Source organism: Mesorhizobium sp. WSM3873 (assembly GCF_001672445.1).
Lineage (GTDB): Bacteria > Pseudomonadota > Alphaproteobacteria > Rhizobiales > Rhizobiaceae > Mesorhizobium.
On the sequence record NZ_LYTM01000002.1, the window covers coordinates 61,381 to 80,231 of the forward strand.

Annotated in this window: 13 protein-coding genes and 1 tRNA gene; all 14 read left to right on the forward strand. The window is 62.8% G+C overall.

Going from position 1 to position 18,851, the window contains the following annotated elements; all coding sequences use genetic code 11:
* Positions 1-129 precede the first annotated feature (129 nt).
* The 14 genes from tuf (at position 130) to rpoC (ending at position 18,792) form a co-directional block, all read left to right on the forward strand.
* Positions 130-1,305, forward strand: coding sequence for an elongation factor Tu (gene tuf, locus A9K71_RS01815; RefSeq protein WP_066989565.1), 1,176 nt, complete (start codon positions 130-132; stop codon positions 1,303-1,305).
* A 111-nt stretch (positions 1,306-1,416) separates the two neighbouring features.
* Positions 1,417-3,210, forward strand: a complete 1,794-nt coding sequence (locus tag A9K71_RS01820) for a hypothetical protein (RefSeq protein ID WP_245299504.1) — start codon at positions 1,417-1,419, stop codon at positions 3,208-3,210.
* A gap of 252 nt (positions 3,211-3,462) precedes the next feature.
* Positions 3,463-5,007, forward strand: coding sequence for a hypothetical protein (locus tag A9K71_RS01825; protein ID WP_156752573.1), 1,545 nt, complete (start codon positions 3,463-3,465; stop codon positions 5,005-5,007).
* Positions 5,008-5,105: 98 nt separating this feature from the next.
* On the forward strand, positions 5,106-5,591 hold the full coding sequence (locus A9K71_RS01830) for a group II truncated hemoglobin (RefSeq protein WP_066989569.1): 486 nt from the start codon (positions 5,106-5,108) through the stop codon (positions 5,589-5,591).
* Positions 5,592-5,679: 88 nt separating this feature from the next.
* Positions 5,680-6,189, forward strand: a complete 510-nt coding sequence (locus A9K71_RS01835) for a metal-dependent hydrolase (protein WP_066989571.1) — start codon at positions 5,680-5,682, stop codon at positions 6,187-6,189.
* 36 nt (positions 6,190-6,225) lie between these two features.
* Positions 6,226-6,301, forward strand: a tRNA-Trp gene (locus A9K71_RS01840).
* A 358-nt stretch (positions 6,302-6,659) separates the two neighbouring features.
* Positions 6,660-6,863, forward strand: coding sequence for a preprotein translocase subunit SecE (gene secE, locus A9K71_RS01845; RefSeq protein ID WP_066989573.1), 204 nt, complete (start codon positions 6,660-6,662; stop codon positions 6,861-6,863).
* Positions 6,864-6,890: 27 nt separating this feature from the next.
* A complete protein-coding gene (nusG, locus tag A9K71_RS01850; protein WP_066989575.1) occupies positions 6,891-7,415 on the forward strand; it encodes a transcription termination/antitermination protein NusG in 525 nt (174 codons plus the stop codon).
* Positions 7,416-7,575: 160 nt separating this feature from the next.
* Positions 7,576-8,004, forward strand: a complete 429-nt coding sequence (gene rplK, locus A9K71_RS01855; RefSeq protein WP_059189557.1) for a 50S ribosomal protein L11 — start codon at positions 7,576-7,578, stop codon at positions 8,002-8,004.
* 4 nt (positions 8,005-8,008) lie between these two features.
* A complete protein-coding gene (gene rplA, locus A9K71_RS01860; RefSeq protein ID WP_066989577.1) occupies positions 8,009-8,707 on the forward strand; it encodes a 50S ribosomal protein L1 in 699 nt (232 codons plus the stop codon).
* A 386-nt stretch (positions 8,708-9,093) separates the two neighbouring features.
* On the forward strand, positions 9,094-9,612 hold the full coding sequence (gene rplJ, locus A9K71_RS01865) for a 50S ribosomal protein L10 (RefSeq protein WP_066989579.1): 519 nt from the start codon (positions 9,094-9,096) through the stop codon (positions 9,610-9,612).
* Between the two features lie 54 nt (positions 9,613-9,666).
* Entirely contained in the window at positions 9,667-10,047 is a 381-nt protein-coding gene (gene rplL, locus A9K71_RS01870) for a 50S ribosomal protein L7/L12 (RefSeq protein WP_066989581.1), read from the forward strand.
* 265 nt (positions 10,048-10,312) lie between these two features.
* Positions 10,313-14,449, forward strand: coding sequence for a DNA-directed RNA polymerase subunit beta (gene rpoB / locus A9K71_RS01875; RefSeq protein WP_066989583.1), 4,137 nt, complete (start codon positions 10,313-10,315; stop codon positions 14,447-14,449).
* 146 nt (positions 14,450-14,595) lie between these two features.
* Entirely contained in the window at positions 14,596-18,792 is a 4,197-nt protein-coding gene (gene rpoC / locus A9K71_RS01880) for a DNA-directed RNA polymerase subunit beta' (protein WP_066989905.1), read from the forward strand.
* Positions 18,793-18,851 lie beyond the last annotated feature (59 nt).

Genomic DNA, 18,851 nt, shown 5'->3' on the forward strand with positions numbered 1-18,851 from the left:
AATCAGATCATTGGTTCGGCTCGAGCGAGACAACGCTCAACCACAAGGCACTTGTGTTTTGCGGCCGTTGTCGCTAATCGCCCCGCATTCGACTGAACTGAAGGTCAAGGCCGCCCAAGGAAAGAGACTATGGCAAAAGGTAAATTCGAGCGCACCAAGCCGCATGTGAACATTGGCACGATCGGCCACGTCGATCATGGCAAGACGTCGCTGACGGCGGCGATCACGAAGTATTTTGGCGAATACAAGCGCTATGACCAGATCGACGCGGCGCCGGAAGAGAAGGCGCGCGGCATCACCATCTCGACGGCGCATGTCGAGTACGAGACGGCCAACCGTCACTATGCCCATGTCGACTGCCCCGGCCACGCCGACTATGTGAAGAACATGATCACCGGCGCCGCGCAGATGGACGGCGCGATCCTGGTGGTTTCGGCCGCCGACGGCCCGATGCCGCAGACCCGCGAGCACATCCTTTTGGCCCGTCAGGTCGGCGTGCCCTCGATCGTGGTGTTCCTGAACAAGGTCGACCAGGTCGACGACGCCGAGCTGCTCGAGCTGGTCGAGCTCGAGGTTCGCGAGCTGCTGACCAAGAACGAGTTCCCCGGCGACGACATTCCGATCGTCAAGGGCTCGGCTCTGGCTGCGCTGGAAGATTCGAACAAGACCATCGGCGAGGACGCCATCCGCGAGCTGATGGCGCAGGTCGACGCCTATATCCCGACGCCGGTCCGTCCGCTGGACAAGCCGTTCCTGATGCCGATCGAGGACGTGTTCTCGATCTCGGGCCGCGGCACGGTCGTGACCGGCCGCGTCGAGCGCGGCGTGGTCAAGGTCGGCGAGGAATTGGAGATCGTCGGCATCCGTCCGACGGCCAAGACCACCTGCACGGGCGTGGAGATGTTCCGCAAGCTGCTCGACCAGGGCCAGGCCGGCGACAACATCGGCGCGCTCTTGCGCGGCATCGACCGCGAGGGTGTCGAGCGCGGCCAGGTTCTGGCCAAGCCGGGCTCGGTGAAGCCGCACAAGAAGTTCGTGGCCGAAGCCTACATCCTGACCAAGGACGAGGGCGGCCGTCACACGCCGTTCTTCACCAACTACCGTCCGCAGTTCTACTTCCGCACCACCGACGTGACCGGCATCGTGACGCTGCCGGCCGGCACCGAGATGGTGATGCCCGGCGACAACATCACCGTCGACGTCGAGCTGATCGTGCCGATCGCGATGGAAGAGAAGCTGCGCTTCGCCATCCGTGAAGGCGGCCGCACCGTCGGTGCCGGCATCGTCGTCACCATCAAAGAATGATCGATCCGGCACTTGCCGGCTCGACAAGGAAAGGGCGGTCTTCGGGCCGCCCTTTTTCGTTTACTTGCACAGTGCAGCATAAATGCAGCACGGTTGCTTCGAAGCTATTGCATGCACCACTGCCGCAATTATTATCGATTGCGGCAGGGGGCGTCGCCAATCATGATTTCGGGGCATCATTTAAACTGCACATCAAGATGGTTTCGCATACTGGTTCGCCGGGCACCGGTGCTTGCTATTGTGGTGGTGGCCTTTGCAGCAAAGGCCGATGACGTCCTCATACGGGCATGGCCCGATACGTTCATTTTGAACGGCCCGTCTTCCGACGGCTTTTCGGACATGCGGTTCATCTTTGCGCGTAGCAGTGCAGTCGGCTGTAAGACCAATTGTCCGGAATGGATTTCAGCGGAAGGCGCCATCACTGCCGACACGCCGGCTCTGCTCAAGCGAGTGCTGAAAAAGCTCGGCACCCGCAAACTGCCGATCATTGTCAATTCCCCTGGCGGCGATGTCGACGCCGCACTTCAACTTGGTCGCATCATACGGAAGAACGGACTCGACATCGCGATCGGCAAGACCGAGTTTTCCGATTGTTGGCCGGGAACGGAGGGCTGCGGGGCCAGCTTCGGCAAGGGCGTTGCCTATTTCGGCGTGGCGTCTGATGGCGGCGCCATGTGCAACTCTGCATGTCCCCTGATGTTCGCAGGTGGCGTTCGCCGCGTAGCCGGTGGCTGGGCCTATCTGGGTGTTCATCAGATCACCACCACTTGGTTCCCCTCCACAAGGCATTTTCGAACCACCTATAAAACCATTCGGGGCAAAAGATATCAGGTCACAACGGAGACCGTCACCGAAGGCCGAAGCTACAAGACCTATAAGATGAGCAAGGGGTTCGCGCGGAAAATCTCGGCCTATTTGGCAGAGATGGGCGTGGGGCAGGGTGTCCTCGACAAAATGAAAGCCACGCCGGCGAGCGACATTCAGCGGATCACCCTCCACGACATGCTAACGATGAAACTGGCCACCAGCACAGACACCGTGGAGCTGTTCACCGGAGTGATCCTGTGCATGGGTGACAAACCGGCTCCGAATTGCCGGGAAATAGCGGAGGATGCCCGGCCGGCCGCTGTAACGACGGCAAAGCCGGCACCTTCTCGACAGGCGGAAGCTCCATCTTCCAAGCCAGCCACAGCCCCGACTGCCGTGCCGTTTCGAGGAGCGGCAGGAAATGCCGCGCCGGAGATGCGTTTCGTGGTCGTTCGCGGCAGCGATCCGCTCTGCGATCCCGACTGCCCGGAATGGATTTCGGCGGAAGGCGCGATCACCCCTCGAACCCCGCAAAAACTTCGCCAGTTGCTCGCCGCGCTCGACAACCCGCGACTTCCCATTGTGATCAGCTCACGAGGCGGCGACTTGTTCGGCGCCTTGGCCGCAGGGCGGCTTATCCACGAACGCAAGCTAGACGTCGTCGTCGCCCGCACCAATATCCTGGGTTGCAACCCGCCCGGGGCGGGCTGTCTTGACGACAATGGCGCCTATGTCGGGCTGATCAGCCAATTCGGAGTGGAGTGCGATTCAGCCTGCGCACTCATGCTCGCCGGCGGCGCCAGGCGGCTGGTCGACCCCAAGGCGCGGCTCAGCGTGTCCTCGATGGGACAGAAGCGGATTGTCAAAGCCTATTTGGACGAGATGGCGATCAGCCCAGGCCTGTTCGCAGCGATAGATCAGAGTTCGGTCGAGCGTCAGCTTGAACCCGATGTAATGCTCAAGGTCGGGCTGGTGACCGGGCCGGACACGTCGGACACGCTGACTGGCCCCGCCATTTGCAGGTCCTCGCCAAAGCCAGACAATTGCCGGCTCCCGCCCTCCGCCAACGCCCAGGCAAAGATGCCGCCAGAACTTTAGCGTTGTCGCGCCGAAGGTCGAGGCAGCAGCCGTCAGGCTGGCATTGCTCGCACCCTCTTCAATTCTATTGCAAGCATCGTCGCCGTAACTAGTATGGGTTGGACCGAGGGCTTGGCAGGCGTGATTTCCGCGTTCCTTTCAAAGGGTATTTCGTGGCCGCTAGGGCTGGTTCGGCTCGGGCTGGCCATCGCTATTGGGCTTACCGCGTTTGCCGCCGCAGCGAAGGAAACGCCGCCGGATTACGGCCCTGCCATGCGCTTCGTCGTGGTGCGCAGCAGCGCGCCAGGCTGCGAGCCGAACTGCCCGGAATGGATTTCTGCCGAAGGCAGCATCGAGGCCGGCACGCCGGCGCGGTTCAAGCGCCTCTTGAAGACGCTCGGCGGCCGGCAACTGCCGATCGTCGTCAATTCTCCTGGAGGCAATGTCGACGCCGCGCTCCAACTCGGCCGTATGATCCGTAAGAACAAGCTCGACATCGCCGTGGGCACTACGGGGTTTTCCGGCTGCTCGCCCGAAATGAAGAACTGCCGGGACAATGACAGTAAGAACACGCCGTATTCCGGCATCGCCTACGACAGCGGCGCCATGTGCAATTCCGCATGTCCCCTGATGTTTGCCGGCGGCGTCCGCCGTGTGGTCGGCGAGTGGGCTTTTCTCGGTGTTCATCAGATCACCACGACATATCACAGGGAAAAGCTGCTCTACCGCACCACCTACAGAATTGTGAACGGCAAGAAGAAGGTCCTCAGCACCAAGGTCGTCAGCCGCAAGAATGCCGGCAGCTACAAGACCTACGAGATGAGCAAGGCGGTCGAGAAACGGCTGTCCGGCTATCTGAAAGAAATGGGTATCGGGCAGGGCGTGCTGGACGTGATGAAGGCGACGCCGGCAAGCGACATAAGGCAGATCGAGCCCGACGATATGCTGGAGATGAAGCTCGTCACCAGCCTCGATTCCCTCGACCTGATGACCGAAGCAGCCATATGCCGGCGCGATCCGGTGCCAACGAGCTGCCACGAGATACCGGCCAATGGCAAGGCCAAGCCGGCCGAGGTGGCGACGGTCGCGGCCAAACCGGCCGACAGCCAGCCGGCGGAGGCAGCATCACCGCCAAAGCCGCAGCAGGAAATGCGTTTCGTCCTCGTTCGCGGCAGCAATCCGCTCTGCAACCCCGACTGTCCGGAATGGATTTCGGCGGAGGGAACGATCGTTGCCGGCACGCCCGACAGGCTGCGCGAGCTGCTGGACAAGGTCGGCGGGCGCAGGCTGCCCATCGTCCTCAACTCACAGGGCGGCGATGTCCAGGGCGCGCTCGCCGCCGGCCGGCTGATCCGCGAGCGCAGATTGGATGTTGCGGTCGCCCGGACGGATTTTCTCGATTGCGATCCCGGCACGGCAGGGTGCGTCTCCAAGGACAACCTTCATAATGGTCTCACCGTTGAAGCCGGCGCCGAATGCGATACAGCCTGCGTGCTGATGATCGCCGGCGGCACCAGGCGCTTGGTAGGCGCCGATACGCGTTTCCTGGTGCATTCCATGGGCATGGAAGACAAGGTCCGGTCGTATCTCGAGGAGATGGCGATCGGCTCGGGCTTGTTCGTCGCGATGCAGTCGGCCCAATCCGCCAAGCACAGGGAGCTTAGCCAGGACGAATTGGCGGGGTTCGGGCTCACCACCAGCCGCCAGTCGGTAGACGCTCTGACGGGCGCCACTATCTGCAAATCTTCGCCAAAACCCGATAACTGCCGGGTTCTGCCGTCCGCCAACGCCGAAGCGGAATCGCCGGCCAAGCTTTAGCAGCATTCGGCGCCATGCCAGCACTGGCCATGGAGGCAGGTTGAGCCGGCTCCGAGCTTCCCGCTATCCTTATAGGCTCAAACGTAGGAGGACCGGAGATGAGCGAGGGCGTCCCGACTTTGTTCGAATGGGCCGGCGGCAGCGAGGCGCTCAACCGGCTGACGCAGATCTTTTACAACAGAGTGACCTTGGACCCGATCGTCGGTCCGGTGTTCAGGCACATGTCGCCGGACCATCCGGCGCATGTCGCCGCCTTCATCGGCGAGGTTTTCGGCGGGCCGAAGACCTACAGCGAAAGGCATGGTGGCCACCGCGAGATGGTCATGCATCATCTCGGCAGGCATCTGAGCGAGGAGCAGCGCCGGCGTTGGATCAACCTCCTGGCGGATGCGGCGGACGAATCGGGCCTGCCGGGCGATCCCGAGTTCCGTTCCGCCTTCATGGGCTATATCGAATGGGGATCGCGACTGGCCAAGATGAATTCCAATCTCGGCGAGACTTGCGACCCTGAGACCGAGCCAATGCCAAGCTGGGGCTGGGGCGTGCCGGGCGGGCCTTACAAGCCGCCGGCCGGGAAATCGTAGCCGAAGATGCTGGGTTTCTGCAAAATTCCGAAAAGATGACGCCGCAAAGACACCGCAGGGTCGTTGCATCAATGTGAGACGACCTTGCATGCTGATTGCCCATCTCCCATCGGGCTATATTCTGGGACGGCTCGCGCGAAGACGGCGACGGGAGGCATCCGATGTGGTGGCTGCCGCAATGCTCGGCAGCATCATCCCTGACATCGACATGCTCTATTTTTACCTGATCGATGGCGGTCGCACGCACCATCATGCCTACATCACGCATTGGCCGTTGTTCTGGGCCACGATCGGGACGGTAGGCGTGTCGGTCGGTCGGTTGTTGGGGTCGCGGCGTCTGCCGTCGATCGCCATCTTCTTAGCCGGAGCCATGTTGCATATGGCGCTCGACACGGTGGCATCGCCGATCATGTGGTTGGCGCCGTTCAGTGATCGCCCGTTTGAGCTCGTGGCGGTTCCGGCCAGCCATGGGAACTGGGTCCTGAGCTTCGTTCTGCATTGGACTTTCTCGCTTGAACTCGTGATCTGCGCATGGGCCCTGGGGCTTGGATGGCTGCGATCGGCGCTTCCGGCCGACGCGTCTCAAAAGGGCTCTTGAGTTCTCATCGGCTTTGTGAAATAGCAGCGCCCGTATACGGGCATAGCTCAGTTGGTAGAGCGGCGGTCTCCAAAACCGCAGGTCGTAGGTTCGAGCCCTGCTGCCCGTGCCACCTCCCATGGCAGACTGAAGGTGGGCGCGCTCCGCCGTTGAAAACCCGGGGGCGGCTTGCCATATAGCGAAAACTGGGGCATAAGGCCCCGCATAGCCGGGACGGAACGACTGGATGGTTCCGAGGCGGCGCTAAAACATAAAGCGGAACACTTGCCACTTGCGTGGACCAAGAATCGGTTTTATGTAGACTGAACAGACACGCGACGCGTGGAGCTGGGAAGCCGGCTTTACGCGTCTGATTTGCGTGGGCGAAATGGTGGTGCTGATTCGGCGCCGGCACGAAGTCCAGGCGGCACGTCCCGGCCAGCGGGATCATCCAGGAGACCCGGCCAACGGGTCTTGAAGACAGGCGGCAGATGGCTTCGAAAACCACAAACCCTTTCACATTTCTCCAGCAGGTTCGCGCGGAGACGGCCAAGGTGACATGGCCCTCGCGCCGCGAGACCATGATCTCGACGGTGATGGTCCTGGTTTTTGCGCTCATCGCCATGATCTTCTTCTTCACCGCCGACATAGCCATGGGCTATGCGATCGAGTGGATTCTGGGCCTCGGACATTAAGTTCGGCGATTACGGAGAGGTCGTGAAATGACGCGGTGGTACATCGTCCACGCTTATTCGAACTTCGAGAAGAAGGTCGCCGAGGACATCGAGAACAAGGCCAAGCAGAAGGGCCTGTCGGGCGAGATCGAGCAGATCGTGGTGCCGACGGAGAAGGTCGTCGAGATACGCCGCGGCCGCAAGGTCGATGCGGAGCGCAAGTTCTTCCCCGGTTATGTGCTCTTGAAGGCCAACCTGACGGACGCCGTATTCTCGCTGGTCAAGAACACGCCGAAGGTCACCGGCTTCCTCGGAGACTCCAAGCCCGTGCCGATCACCGAGGCCGAGGCGCAACGCATCCTGAACCAGGTTCAGGAAGGCGTCGAGCGTCCGAAGCCGTCGGTCACCTTCGAGATCGGCGAGGCGATCCGCGTCTCGGACGGTCCGTTCGCGTCGTTCAACGGCTTCGTCCAGGAAGTGGACGAGGAGCGGGCGCGCCTCAAGGTGGAAGTTTCGATCTTCGGGCGCGCGGTGCCCGTCGATCTCGAATTCGGACAGGTCGAAAAGGGCTGATCCGAAGGTCCCCGTCCGACAGGCGAAGGGATCGGCGGCGCGAAGGAATGGCGCTGCCATGAACGGGTGGGAGGCGAATGCGGCTTAGCCGGCCGCTGGAACCGCACCACCAGACTGCAACCGCCGGTTTTCCCGGCATGAGATAAAGGCAGGAATAGAGATGGCTAAGAAAGTTGCAGGCCAGCTCAAGCTCCAGGTTGCCGCGGGCTCGGCCACGCCGTCGCCCCCGATCGGCCCGGCGCTAGGTCAGCGCGGCATAAACATCATGGAGTTCTGCAAGGCGTTCAACGCGCAGACCCAGGAACTGGAGAAGGGCTCGCCCATCCCGGTCGTCATCACCTACTACCAGGACAAGTCGTTCACCTTCGTCATGAAGACGCCGCCGGTGAGCTACTTCCTGAAGAAGGCCGCCAACCTGAAGTCTGGTTCGAAAGAGCCGGGCAAGGTCAAGGCCGGCACGATCTCGCGCGACAAGGTGCGCCAGATCGCCGAGCAGAAGATGAAGGACCTGAACGCAAACGACGTCGAAGCGGCCATGCGCATGGTCGAGGGCTCCGCCCGCTCGATGGGCCTGGAAGTGGTGGGCTAAGATCATGGCAAAGATTGCAAAGCGTGTTGCCAAGAGCCGTGAAGGCATCGACCCGAACAAGGCCTATGCGCTCTCTGAGGCGCTGCAGCTGCTGAAGGACCGGTCCACGGTGAAGTTCGACGAGACGGTCGAGGTCGCGATGAATCTCGGCGTCGATCCGCGCCATGCCGACCAGATGGTCCGCGGCGTTGTCAACCTGCCGAACGGCACTGGCCGGTCGGTGCGCGTCGCCGTGTTCGCGCGCGGCGACAAGGCCGAGGAGGCCAAGGCGGCCGGCGCCGATATCGTTGGCGCCGAGGACCTGGTCGACATCGTCCAGAAGGGCACGATCGATTTCGATCGCTGCATCGCCACCCCGGACATGATGCCGCTGGTCGGCCGTCTGGGTAAGGTGCTCGGCCCGCGCGGCATGATGCCGAACCCGAAGGTCGGCACCGTGACCCCCGATGTCGCGGCCGCCGTCAAGGCCTCGAAGGGCGGCGCCGTCGAGTTCCGCGTCGAGAAGGCCGGCATCGTCCAGGCCGGCGTCGGCAAGGTCTCGTTCGACGTCAAGGCGCTGGAAGAGAATGTGCGGGCCTTCGCCGATGCGGTGAACAAGGCCAAGCCCGCCGGCGCCAAGGGCAACTACGTCAAGAAGGTGTCGGTCACCTCGACGATGGGTCCCGGCCTCAAGCTCGACATCGCGACGCTCGCCGCGTCGTAAATGTCGCCTGACCGGCTTCTGGCCGGTCGCAAAAGAATTCCGGACCGCCGATCCGTCGGCGGCCCGGTAACCCGGAGGCTGAAAGGTTTCCGGATATCCTGTCCGAGATTGCAGGCGGCCGGCCTTGGTTCAAAAGGGGGCCTTAATTCATGTGGGCCTGCATGAGACGGGTGAAGACCCGACAAAGGAGCGAAAAGCTCCAATGAAAGGTTCGAACCGTGTTTGCCTTTTGTCAGCACATCAACCGGCTTTGCCGGCGGATGTGGCGAAAGGGGGCAGGATCCTCGAGCGCCGTTCGGGAGATCCGTTTGTGGATGGCCCGGCCGGCAAAAGGCAACCCGACTTCTGACCTCGTGAATGGGGCAGGGGTCAACTGGAGATAGGCAGTGGACAGAGCGGAAAAACGCGAACTCGTCACGGGCCTGAACGAAGCGTTCTCGAACGCGGGTTCAGTCGTCGTGGCCCACTACGCCGGTATCACCGTCGCGCAAATGAACGACCTTCGGTCGAAGATGCGCGCCGCCGGTGGCACCGTCAAAGTCGCGAAGAACCGTCTCGCCAAGATCGCTCTTCAGGGCACGGACTCCGCATCGATCGTCGATCTGTTCAAGGGACAGACGCTGATCGCTTATTCGGAGGATCCGGTTGCGGCGCCGAAGATCGCGTCCGAGTTCGCCAAGGGGAATGACAAGCTGATCATTCTCGGCGGCGCAATGGGCTCGACCTCGCTCAACGCCGACGGTGTCAAGGCACTCGCCACGATGCCGTCGCTCGACGAGCTGCGCGCCAAGCTGGTTGGCATGATCGCCACGCCGGCAACCCGGATCGCCCAGATCGTCAATGCGCCCGCGGCTTCGGTCGCGCGCGTCATCGGCGCTTACGCCCGGAAGGACGAGGCGGCATGAGGCCGTTCCTCGCTGTCAACAACACACGTTCGAACCAAGTAAAGGAATACACAAATGGCTGATCTGGCAAAGATCGTAGACGACCTTTCGAAGCTGACCGTCCTCGAGGCGGCCGAGCTGTCGAAGCTCCTGGAAGAGAAGTGGGGCGTTTCGGCTGCTGCTCCGGTGGCGGTTGCCGCTGCTGGCGGTGGCGCTGCCGCTGCTGCTGCTCCGGCTGAAGAGAAGACGGAATTCGACGTCGTTCTCGCCGACGCCGGCGCCCAGAAGATCAACGTCATCAAGGAAGTCCGCGCCATCACCGGCCTTGGCCTCAAGGAAGCCAAGGACCTCGTCGAGGCGGCTCCGAAGCCGGTCAAGGAAGGCGTTTCCAAGGCCGATGCTGACAAGTTCAAGGCTCAGCTGGAAGCAGCTGGCGCCAAGGTCGAGCTGAAGTAAGCCTTATGGTTGAGGGCGGACGGCCTCGCGCCGGCCGCCCCCTCCCTTGACGAAAGGGAGGCTTCGTTGCGCGAGACATTTGAAAACCTCTTTCCTGAGGGCCGGAAGCGGCCTTCAGGAAACGGGTTTTCTCCCGTTTTTACCGGCAGCCCCCAAGCAATTGGAAGGGCGGCCGGAAAACAGACAGGGGCGGCCGGCGAGCGGCCCATTGGTGCAAGGCGAACCGCGGCGAGGTTCGCCCCGAGTTTTGAGCTAAGGAGCGACGATGGCCCAGACCCAGACTTTCAATGGCCGCAGACGCGTACGCAAGTTCTTCGGGAAGATCCCGGAAGTTGCGGAGATGCCGAACCTCATCGAGGTTCAGAAGGCATCCTATGACCAGTTCCTGATGGTGGACGAGCCCAAGGGTGGGCGTCCGGACGAGGGGCTGCAGGCTGTTTTCAAGTCGGTCTTCCCGATCTCCGATTTTTCCGGCTCCTCGATGCTGGAATTCGTGAAGTATGAGTTCGAAGGACCGAAATTCGACGTCGACGAATGCCGTCAGCGCGACCTGACCTATGCTGCGCCGCTGAAGGTGACGCTGCGCCTCATCGTGTTCGATATCGATGAGGATACCGGCGCGAAGTCGATCAAGGACATCAAGGAGCAGGACGTCTATATGGGCGACATGCCGCTCATGACGTCGAACGGCACCTTCATCGTCAACGGCACCGAGCGCGTCATCGTCTCGCAGATGCACCGTTCGCCGGGCGTCTTCTTCGACCACGACAAGGGCAAGTCGCACTCGTCGGGCAAGCTTCTGTTTGCCGCGCGCGTCATCCCCTATCGCGGCTCGTGGCTCGACATCGAGTTCGATTCCAAGGACGTGGTCCACGCCCGCATCGACCGCCGCCGCAAGATTCCGGTGACGTCGCTGCTGATGGCGCTCGGCATGGACGGCGAAGAGATCCTGTCGACCTTCTACAACAAGATCACCTACAAGCGCGCCGGCGACCACTGGCGCATCCCGTTCAATGTCGAGCGCTTCCGCGGCCTCAAGGCTGTCGGCGACCTGGTCGACGCCGACACGGGCGAGATCGTCGTCGAGGCCGGCAAGAAGATCACCGCCCGCCAGGCCCGCCAGCTCGGCGAAAAGGGTCTCAAGGCGATCAAGGCGACCGACGAGGACCTGCTCGGCAACTACCTGGCCGAGGACATCGTCAACTACGCCACCGGCGAGATCTTTCTCGAGGCCGGCGACGAGATCGACGAGAAGACGCTGAAGGTGCTGCTCGGCACCGGCGAGGACGAGATCCAGATCCTGGACATCGACCACGTCAATGTCGGCGCCTACATCCGCAACACGCTCGCCGTCGACAAGAACGAGAGCCGCCAGGACGCGCTGTTCGACATCTACCGCGTCATGCGTCCGGGCGAGCCGCCGACGCTCGAGACCGCCGAAGCCATGTTCAACTCGCTGTTCTTCGACAGCGAGCGCTATGACCTGTCGGCTGTCGGCCGCGTCAAGATGAACATGCGCCTCGAGCTCAAGGCCGAGGACACCGTGCGCGTGCTGCGCAAGGAAGATATCCTGGCCGTGGTCAAGACGCTGGTCGAGCTGCGCGACGGCAAGGGCGAGATCGACGACATCGACAATCTCGGTAACCGCCGCGTCCGCTCGGTCGGCGAGCTGATGGAGAACCAGTACCGCGTCGGTCTGCTGCGCATGGAGCGCGCGATCAAGGAGCGTATGTCCTCGATCGAGATCGACACGGTCATGCCGCAGGACCTGATCAACGCCAAGCCGGCGGCCGCCGCCGTGCGCGAGTTCTTCGGCTCCTCGCAGCTCTCGCAGTTCATGGACCAGACCAACCCGCTGTCGGAGATCACCCACAAGCGTCGCCTGTCGGCGCTTGGACCGGGCGGTCTGACCCGCGAGCGCGCCGGCTTCGAGGTGCGCGACGTGCATCCGACGCATTACGGCCGCATCTGCCCGATCGAGACGCCGGAAGGCCCGAATATCGGTCTGATCAACTCGCTCGCCACCTTCGCGCGCGTCAACAAGTACGGCTTCATCGAGAGCCCGTACCGCAAGATCGTCAACGGCAAGCTGACCAATGAAGTCGTCTATCTGTCGGCGATGGAGGAGGCCAAGCACCACGTCGCGCAGGCCAACGCCGAGCTCGATAAGAACGGCAGCTTTGTCGACGAGTTCGTCATCTGCCGCAACGCCGGCGAGGTGATGATGGCGCCGCGCGAGAACGTCGACCTGATGGACGTGTCGCCGAAGCAGATGGTGTCGGTGGCCGCGGCCCTCATCCCGTTCCTCGAGAACGACGACGCCAACCGCGCGCTGATGGGCTCGAACATGCAGCGTCAGGCCGTGCCGCTGGTGCGCGCCGAGGCGCCGTTCGTCGGCACCGGCATGGAGCCGGTCGTGGCCCGTGACTCAGGCGCCGCCATCGGTGCCCGCCGCGGCGGCGTGGTCGACCAGGTGGACGCCACCCGTATCGTTATCCGCGCCACCGAAGATCTCGACCCGGGCAAGTCCGGCGTCGACATCTACCGGCTGATGAAGTTCCAGCGTTCGAACCAGAACACCTGCATCAACCAGCGTCCGCTGGTGCGTGTCGGCGACCGGGTGAACAAGGGCGACATCATCGCCGACGGTCCTTCGACCGAGCTCGGCGATCTGGCGCTCGGCCGCAACGTGCTGGTCGCGTTCATGCCGTGGAACGGCTACAACTACGAGGACTCGATCCTGCTCTCCGAGCGCATCGTGGCCGACGACGTCTTCACCTCGATCCACATTGAGGAGTTCGAGGTTATGGCCCGCGACACCAAGCTCGGACCGGAGGAGATCACGCGCGACATTCCGAACGTCTCGGAAGAAGCGCTGAAGAACCTCGACGAGGCCGGCATCGTCTATATCGGCGCGGAAGTGCAGCCGGGCGACATCCTGGTCGGCAAGATCACGCCGAAGGGCGAAAGCCCGATGACGCCGGAAGAGAAGCTCCTGCGCGCCATCTTCGGCGAAAAGGCCTCGGACGTTCGCGACACCTCTATGCGCATGCCTCCGGGTACCTTCGGCACGGTCGTCGAAGTGCGCGTCTTCAACCGCCACGGCGTGGAGAAGGACGAGCGCGCCATGGCGATCGAGCGCGAGGAGATCGAGCGTCTGGCCAAGGACCGCGACGACGAGCAGGCGATCCTCGACCGCAACGTCTATTCGCGCCTGTCGGACATGCTGGTCGGCAAGGAAGCGATTGCCGGACCGAAGGGCTTCAAGAAGGGCTCGAAGCTGTCGAAGGACACGCTCGACGAGTATCCGCGCTCGCAGTGGTGGCAGTTCGCCGTGGAGAACGAAAAGCTCCAGAGCGAGCTGGAAGCCCTGCGCGGCCAGTACGACGACTCCAAGAAGGCGCTAGAGCAGCGCTTCATGGACAAGGTCGAGAAGGTGCAGCGCGGCGACGAGATGCCTCCGGGCGTCATGAAGATGGTCAAGGTCTTCGTGGCGGTGAAGCGCAAGATGCAGCCGGGCGACAAGATGGCCGGCCGTCACGGCAACAAGGGCGTGGTGTCGCGCATCGTTCCGGTCGAGGACATGCCTTTCCTCGAGGACGGCACGCATGCCGATATCGTGCTCAACCCGCTGGGTGTGCCGAGCCGCATGAATGTCGGCCAGATCCTGGAAACGCATCTGGGCTGGGCCTGCGCCGGCATGGGCAGGAAGATCGGCGAGCTGATCGACGCCTACAAGGCTGGCGGCGACATCAAGCCGCTGCGCAAGACGCTGGAAAGCTTCATGCCTTCCAACGACCGCAACGAGCCGGTCCGCGACTATGACGACGAGAGCATCATTCGCCTGAGCGAGCAGATGCGCCGCGGCGTCTCCATCGCGACTCCGGTGTTCGACGGCGCGCACGAAGCCGACATCAACACCATGCTGCAGCAGGCGGGCCTGCACACCAGCGGTCAGTCGCAGCTCTATGACGGCCGCACCGGCGAGCCGTTCGATCGCAAGGTGACGATGGGCTACATCTATATGCTCAAGCTTCACCACCTGGTGGACGACAAGATCCACGCGCGCTCGATCGGTCCGTACTCGCTCGTCACCCAGCAGCCGCTGGGCGGCAAGGCGCAGTTCGGCGGCCAGCGCTTCGGCGAAATGGAGGTCTGGGCGCTGGAAGCCTACGGCGCCGCTTATACGTTGCAGGAGATGCTGACGGTGAAGTCGGACGACGTTGCCGGACGCACCAAGGTCTACGAGGCGATCGTGCGCGGCGACGATACGTTCGAAGCCGGCATTCCCGAGAGCTTCAACGTTCTCGTCAAGGAGATGCGCTCCCTCGGCCTCAATGTCGAACTGGAGAACACCAAGTTCGAAGACGCTGCCGTGCGGCTGCCCGATGCTGCCGAATAGGGGCGCGGCCGAACAAGGGTAATGGCGCGTCGCGAAACAACGTGGCGCGCCCCACAAATTCTCGGCCGGTCAGGCCGGCCAGTCTGCGGGCATTCGGCCCGCGCTCGATGCAAGGGGTTTTCGAGGACCCCGAAAAGGAGAACGGCATGAACCAAGAGGTCATGAATCTCTTCAACCCTCAGGCGCCTGCGCAGGTGTTCGATTCCATCCGGATCTCGCTCGCCAGCCCTGAGAAGATTCTGTCCTGGTCGTTCGGTGAGATCAAAAAGCCGGAGACCATCAACTACCGCACCTTCAAGCCGGAGCGTGACGGTCTGTTCTGCGCGCGCATTTTTGGTCCGATCAAGGACTACGAGTGCCTGTGCGGCAAGTACAAGCGCATGAAGTACAAGGGCGTCATCTGCGAAAAGTGCGGCGTCGAAGTCACGCTGTCGCGCGTCCGCCGCGAGCGCATGGGCCATATCGAGCTCGCCGCCCCCGTCGCCCATATCTGGTTCCTGAAGTCGTTGCCTTCGCGCATCGGCACGCTGCTCGACATGACGCTGAAGGATATCGAGCGCGTCCTCTACTTCGAGAACTACATCGTCACCGAGCCTGGCCTCACCGCGCTGAAGGAGCACCAACTGCTCAGCGAGGAAGAGTACATGCTCGCCGTCGACGAGTATGGCGAGGACTCTTTCACCGCCATGATCGGCGCCGAGGCCATCCATGACCTGTTGGCCGGCATGGATCTGGAGAAGATCGCCGGCGATCTGCGCTCGGAGCTGGCTTCGACCTCGTCCGAGCTCAAGCAGAAGAAGCTTCTGAAGCGGCTCAAGGTCGTCGAGAACTTCATGGAATCCGGCAACCGTCCGGAATGGATGATCATGAAGGTCGTCCCGGTGATCCCGCCGGACCTGCGCCCGCTGGTCCCGCTGGACGGCGGCCGCTTCGCCACGTCCGACCTCAACGACCTCTATCGCCGCGTCATCAACCGCAACAATCGTTTGAAGCGGCTGATCGAGCTGCGCGCGCCCGGCATCATCGTGCGCAATGAAAAGCGCATGCTGCAGGAGGCCGTCGACGCGCTGTTCGACAACGGCCGCCGCGGCCGCGTCATCACCGGCGCCAACAAGCGTCCGCTGAAGTCGCTGTCCGACATGCTCAAGGGCAAGCAGGGTCGGTTCCGCCAGAACCTGCTCGGCAAGCGTGTCGACTATTCTGGCCGCTCGGTCATTGTGACCGGTCCGGAACTCAAGCTGCATCAGTGCGGCCTGCCGAAGAAGATGGCGCTGGAGCTGTTCAAGCCCTTCATCTACGCCCGCCTCGATGCCAAGGGTTTCTCCTCGACCGTCAAGCAGGCGAAGAAGCTGGTCGAGAAGGAGCGTCCGGAGGTCTGGGATATCCTCGACGAGGTCATCCGCGAGCATCCGGTGCTCTTGAACCGCGCGCCGACGCTGCACCGCCTCGGCATCCAGGCGTTCGAGCCGATCCTGATCGAAGGCAAGGCGATCCAACTGCATCCGCTGGTCTGCACGGCCTTCAATGCCGACTTCGACGGCGACCAGATGGCGGTCCATGTGCCGCTGTCCCTGGAAGCGCAGCTCGAAGCGCGCGTGCTGATGATGTCGACCAACAACATCCTGCACCCGGCCTCCGGCGCGCCGATCATCGTGCCGTCGCAGGACATGGTTCTCGGTCTCTACTATCTGTCGATCGTCAACCAGAACGAGCCGGGCGAAGGCATGGTGTTCGCCGACATGGGCGAGCTCCAGCATGCGCTGGAGACCAAGGCGGTGACCCTGCACGCCAAGATCAAGGGCCGCTTCCGCACCGTCGATGCCGAAGGCAAGACGGTGTCGAAGATCTATGAAACCACGCCCGGCCGCATGATCATCGGCGAGCTTCTGCCGAAGAACGTCAACGTGCCGTACGACATCGCCAACCAGGAGATGACCAAGAAGAACATCTCCAAGATGATCGACACCGTCTACCGCCACTGCGGCCAGAAGGAGACGGTCATCTTCTGCGACCGCATCATGGCTCTCGGCTTCGCGCATGCCTGCCGCGCCGGCATTTCGTTCGGCAAGGACGACATGGTGATTCCGGACACCAAGCTGAAGCTGGTCTCCGATACCGAGGCTTTGGCCAAGGAGTACGAGCAGCAGTACAATGACGGCCTGATCACGCAGGGCGAGAAGTACAACAAGGTGGTCGACGCCTGGGCCAAGTGCTCGGAGAAGGTCGCCGACGAGATGATGGCCCGCATCAAGGCCGTCGAGTTCGAGGAAAACGGCCGTCAGAAGCCGATGAACTCGATCTATATGATGTCGCATTCGGGTGCGCGCGGTTCGCCTACCCAGATGCGCCAGCTCGCCGGCATGCGCGGCCTGATGGCCAAGCCTTCGGGCGAGATCATCGAGACGCCGATCATCTCGAACTTCAAGGAAGGCCTCACCGTGCTCGAGTACTTCAACTCGACCCACGGCGCCCGCAAGGGTCTGGCCGACACCGCCTTGAAGACGGCGAACTCGGGGTACCTAACCCGCCGTCTGGTCGACGTGGCGCAGGACTGCATCGTGAATTCGCTGGATTGCGGCACCGACAAGGGCCTCACCATGCAGCCGATCGTCGATGCCGGCCAGATCGTCGCCTCGGTCGGTCAGCGCGTGCTCGGCCGCACGGCGCTCGACGACATCAACCACCCGGTCTCCGGCGAAGTGCTGGTCAAGGCCGGCAAGCTGATGGACGAGCGTGACGTGGAGCAGATCGAGAAGGCCGGCGTCCAGTCGGTCCGCATCCGCTCGGCGCTGACCTGCGAGGTCAGGACCGGAGTCTGCGCGGTCTGCTACGGTCGCGATCTTGCCCGCGGCACGCCCGTCAACCAGGGCGAGGCCGTCGGCGTCATCGCGGCGCAGTCGATCGGCGAGCCGGGCACCCAGCTCACCATGCGCACCTTCCACATGGGCGGCACCGCGCAGGTGGTGGATTCTTCGTTCCTTGAAGCCTCCTATGAGGGCAAGGTCGAGATCCGCAACCGCAACGTGGTGCGCAACTCCGAAGGCCAGCAGATGGTGATGGGCCGCAACATGGCGGTTCTGATCCTCGACGAGGCCGGCAAGGAACGCGCCACGCACCGCGTCGCCTACGGCTCGCGCATCTTCGTGGATGACGGCGACAAGGTGAAGCGCGGGCAGCGCATCGCCGAGTGGGATCCTTACACCCGCCCGATCCTCACCGAAATCGAGGGCAAGGTGGCGTTCGAGGATCTGGTCGACGGCATCTCCGTGCAGGAGACGGCCGACGAGTCGACCGGCATCACCAAGCGTGAGGTCATCGACTGGCGTTCGACGCCGCGCGGCAGCGACCTGAAGCCGGCGATCGTCGTGCAGGACGCCAAGGGCAAGGTGGGCAAGCTGTCGAAGGGCGGCGATGCACGCTTCCTGCTCTCGGTCGAGGCCATTCTCTCGGTCGAGCCGGGCGCGCATGTCCGTCCGGGCGACGTGCTTGCGCGTATCCCGATGGAAAGCGCCAAGACCAAGGACATCACCGGCGGTCTGCCGCGGGTGGCCGAACTGTTCGAGGCTCGCCGTCCGAAGGATCACGCCATCATCGCCGAGATCGATGGCACGGTCCGCTTCGGCCGCGACTACAAGAACAAGCGCCGCATCATCATCGAGCCGCACGACTCGACGCTGGAGCCGGTCGAGTACCTGATCCCGAAGGGCAAGCCGTTCCATCTGCAGGACGGCGACGTCATCGAGAAGGGCGACTACATCCTCGACGGCAACCCGGCGCCGCATGACATCCTGGCGATCAAGGGCGTGGAGGCGCTTGCGTCCTACCTCGTCAACGAGATCCAGGAGGTCTACCGCCTGCAGGGCGTGTCGATCAACGACAAGCACATCGAGGTGATCGTTCGCCAGATGCTGCAGAAGGTCGAGATCACCACGCAGGGCGACTCGACCTACATTCCGGGCGACCACGTCGACGTGATCGAGCTGGAAGAGGTCAACGAGCGGTTGATCGAGGACGGCAAGAAGCCGGCCGAAGGTCAGCCGGTGCTGCTCGGCATCACCAAGGCCTCGCTGCAGACGCCGTCCTTCATCTCGGCCGCATCCTTCCAGGAGACGACGAGGGTGCTGACGGAAGCTGCGGTCGCCGGTAAGACCGACATGCTGCAGGGTCTGAAGGAGAACGTCATCGTCGGCCGCTTGATCCCGGCCGGTACGGGCGGCACGATGAGCCAAATAAGGCGCATCGCCACCTCGCGCGACGAGCTCATCATCGACGAGCGCCGCAAGGCCTCCGGTGTGGAGGTCGCCGAGCCGATGCTGACCAACATGGTCAACGCCGCGCAGTAAGCGCGGATGCAATGAGAGAAAGAAAAGGGGCCCGCGTGGCCCCTTTTTTCATTCGGGTT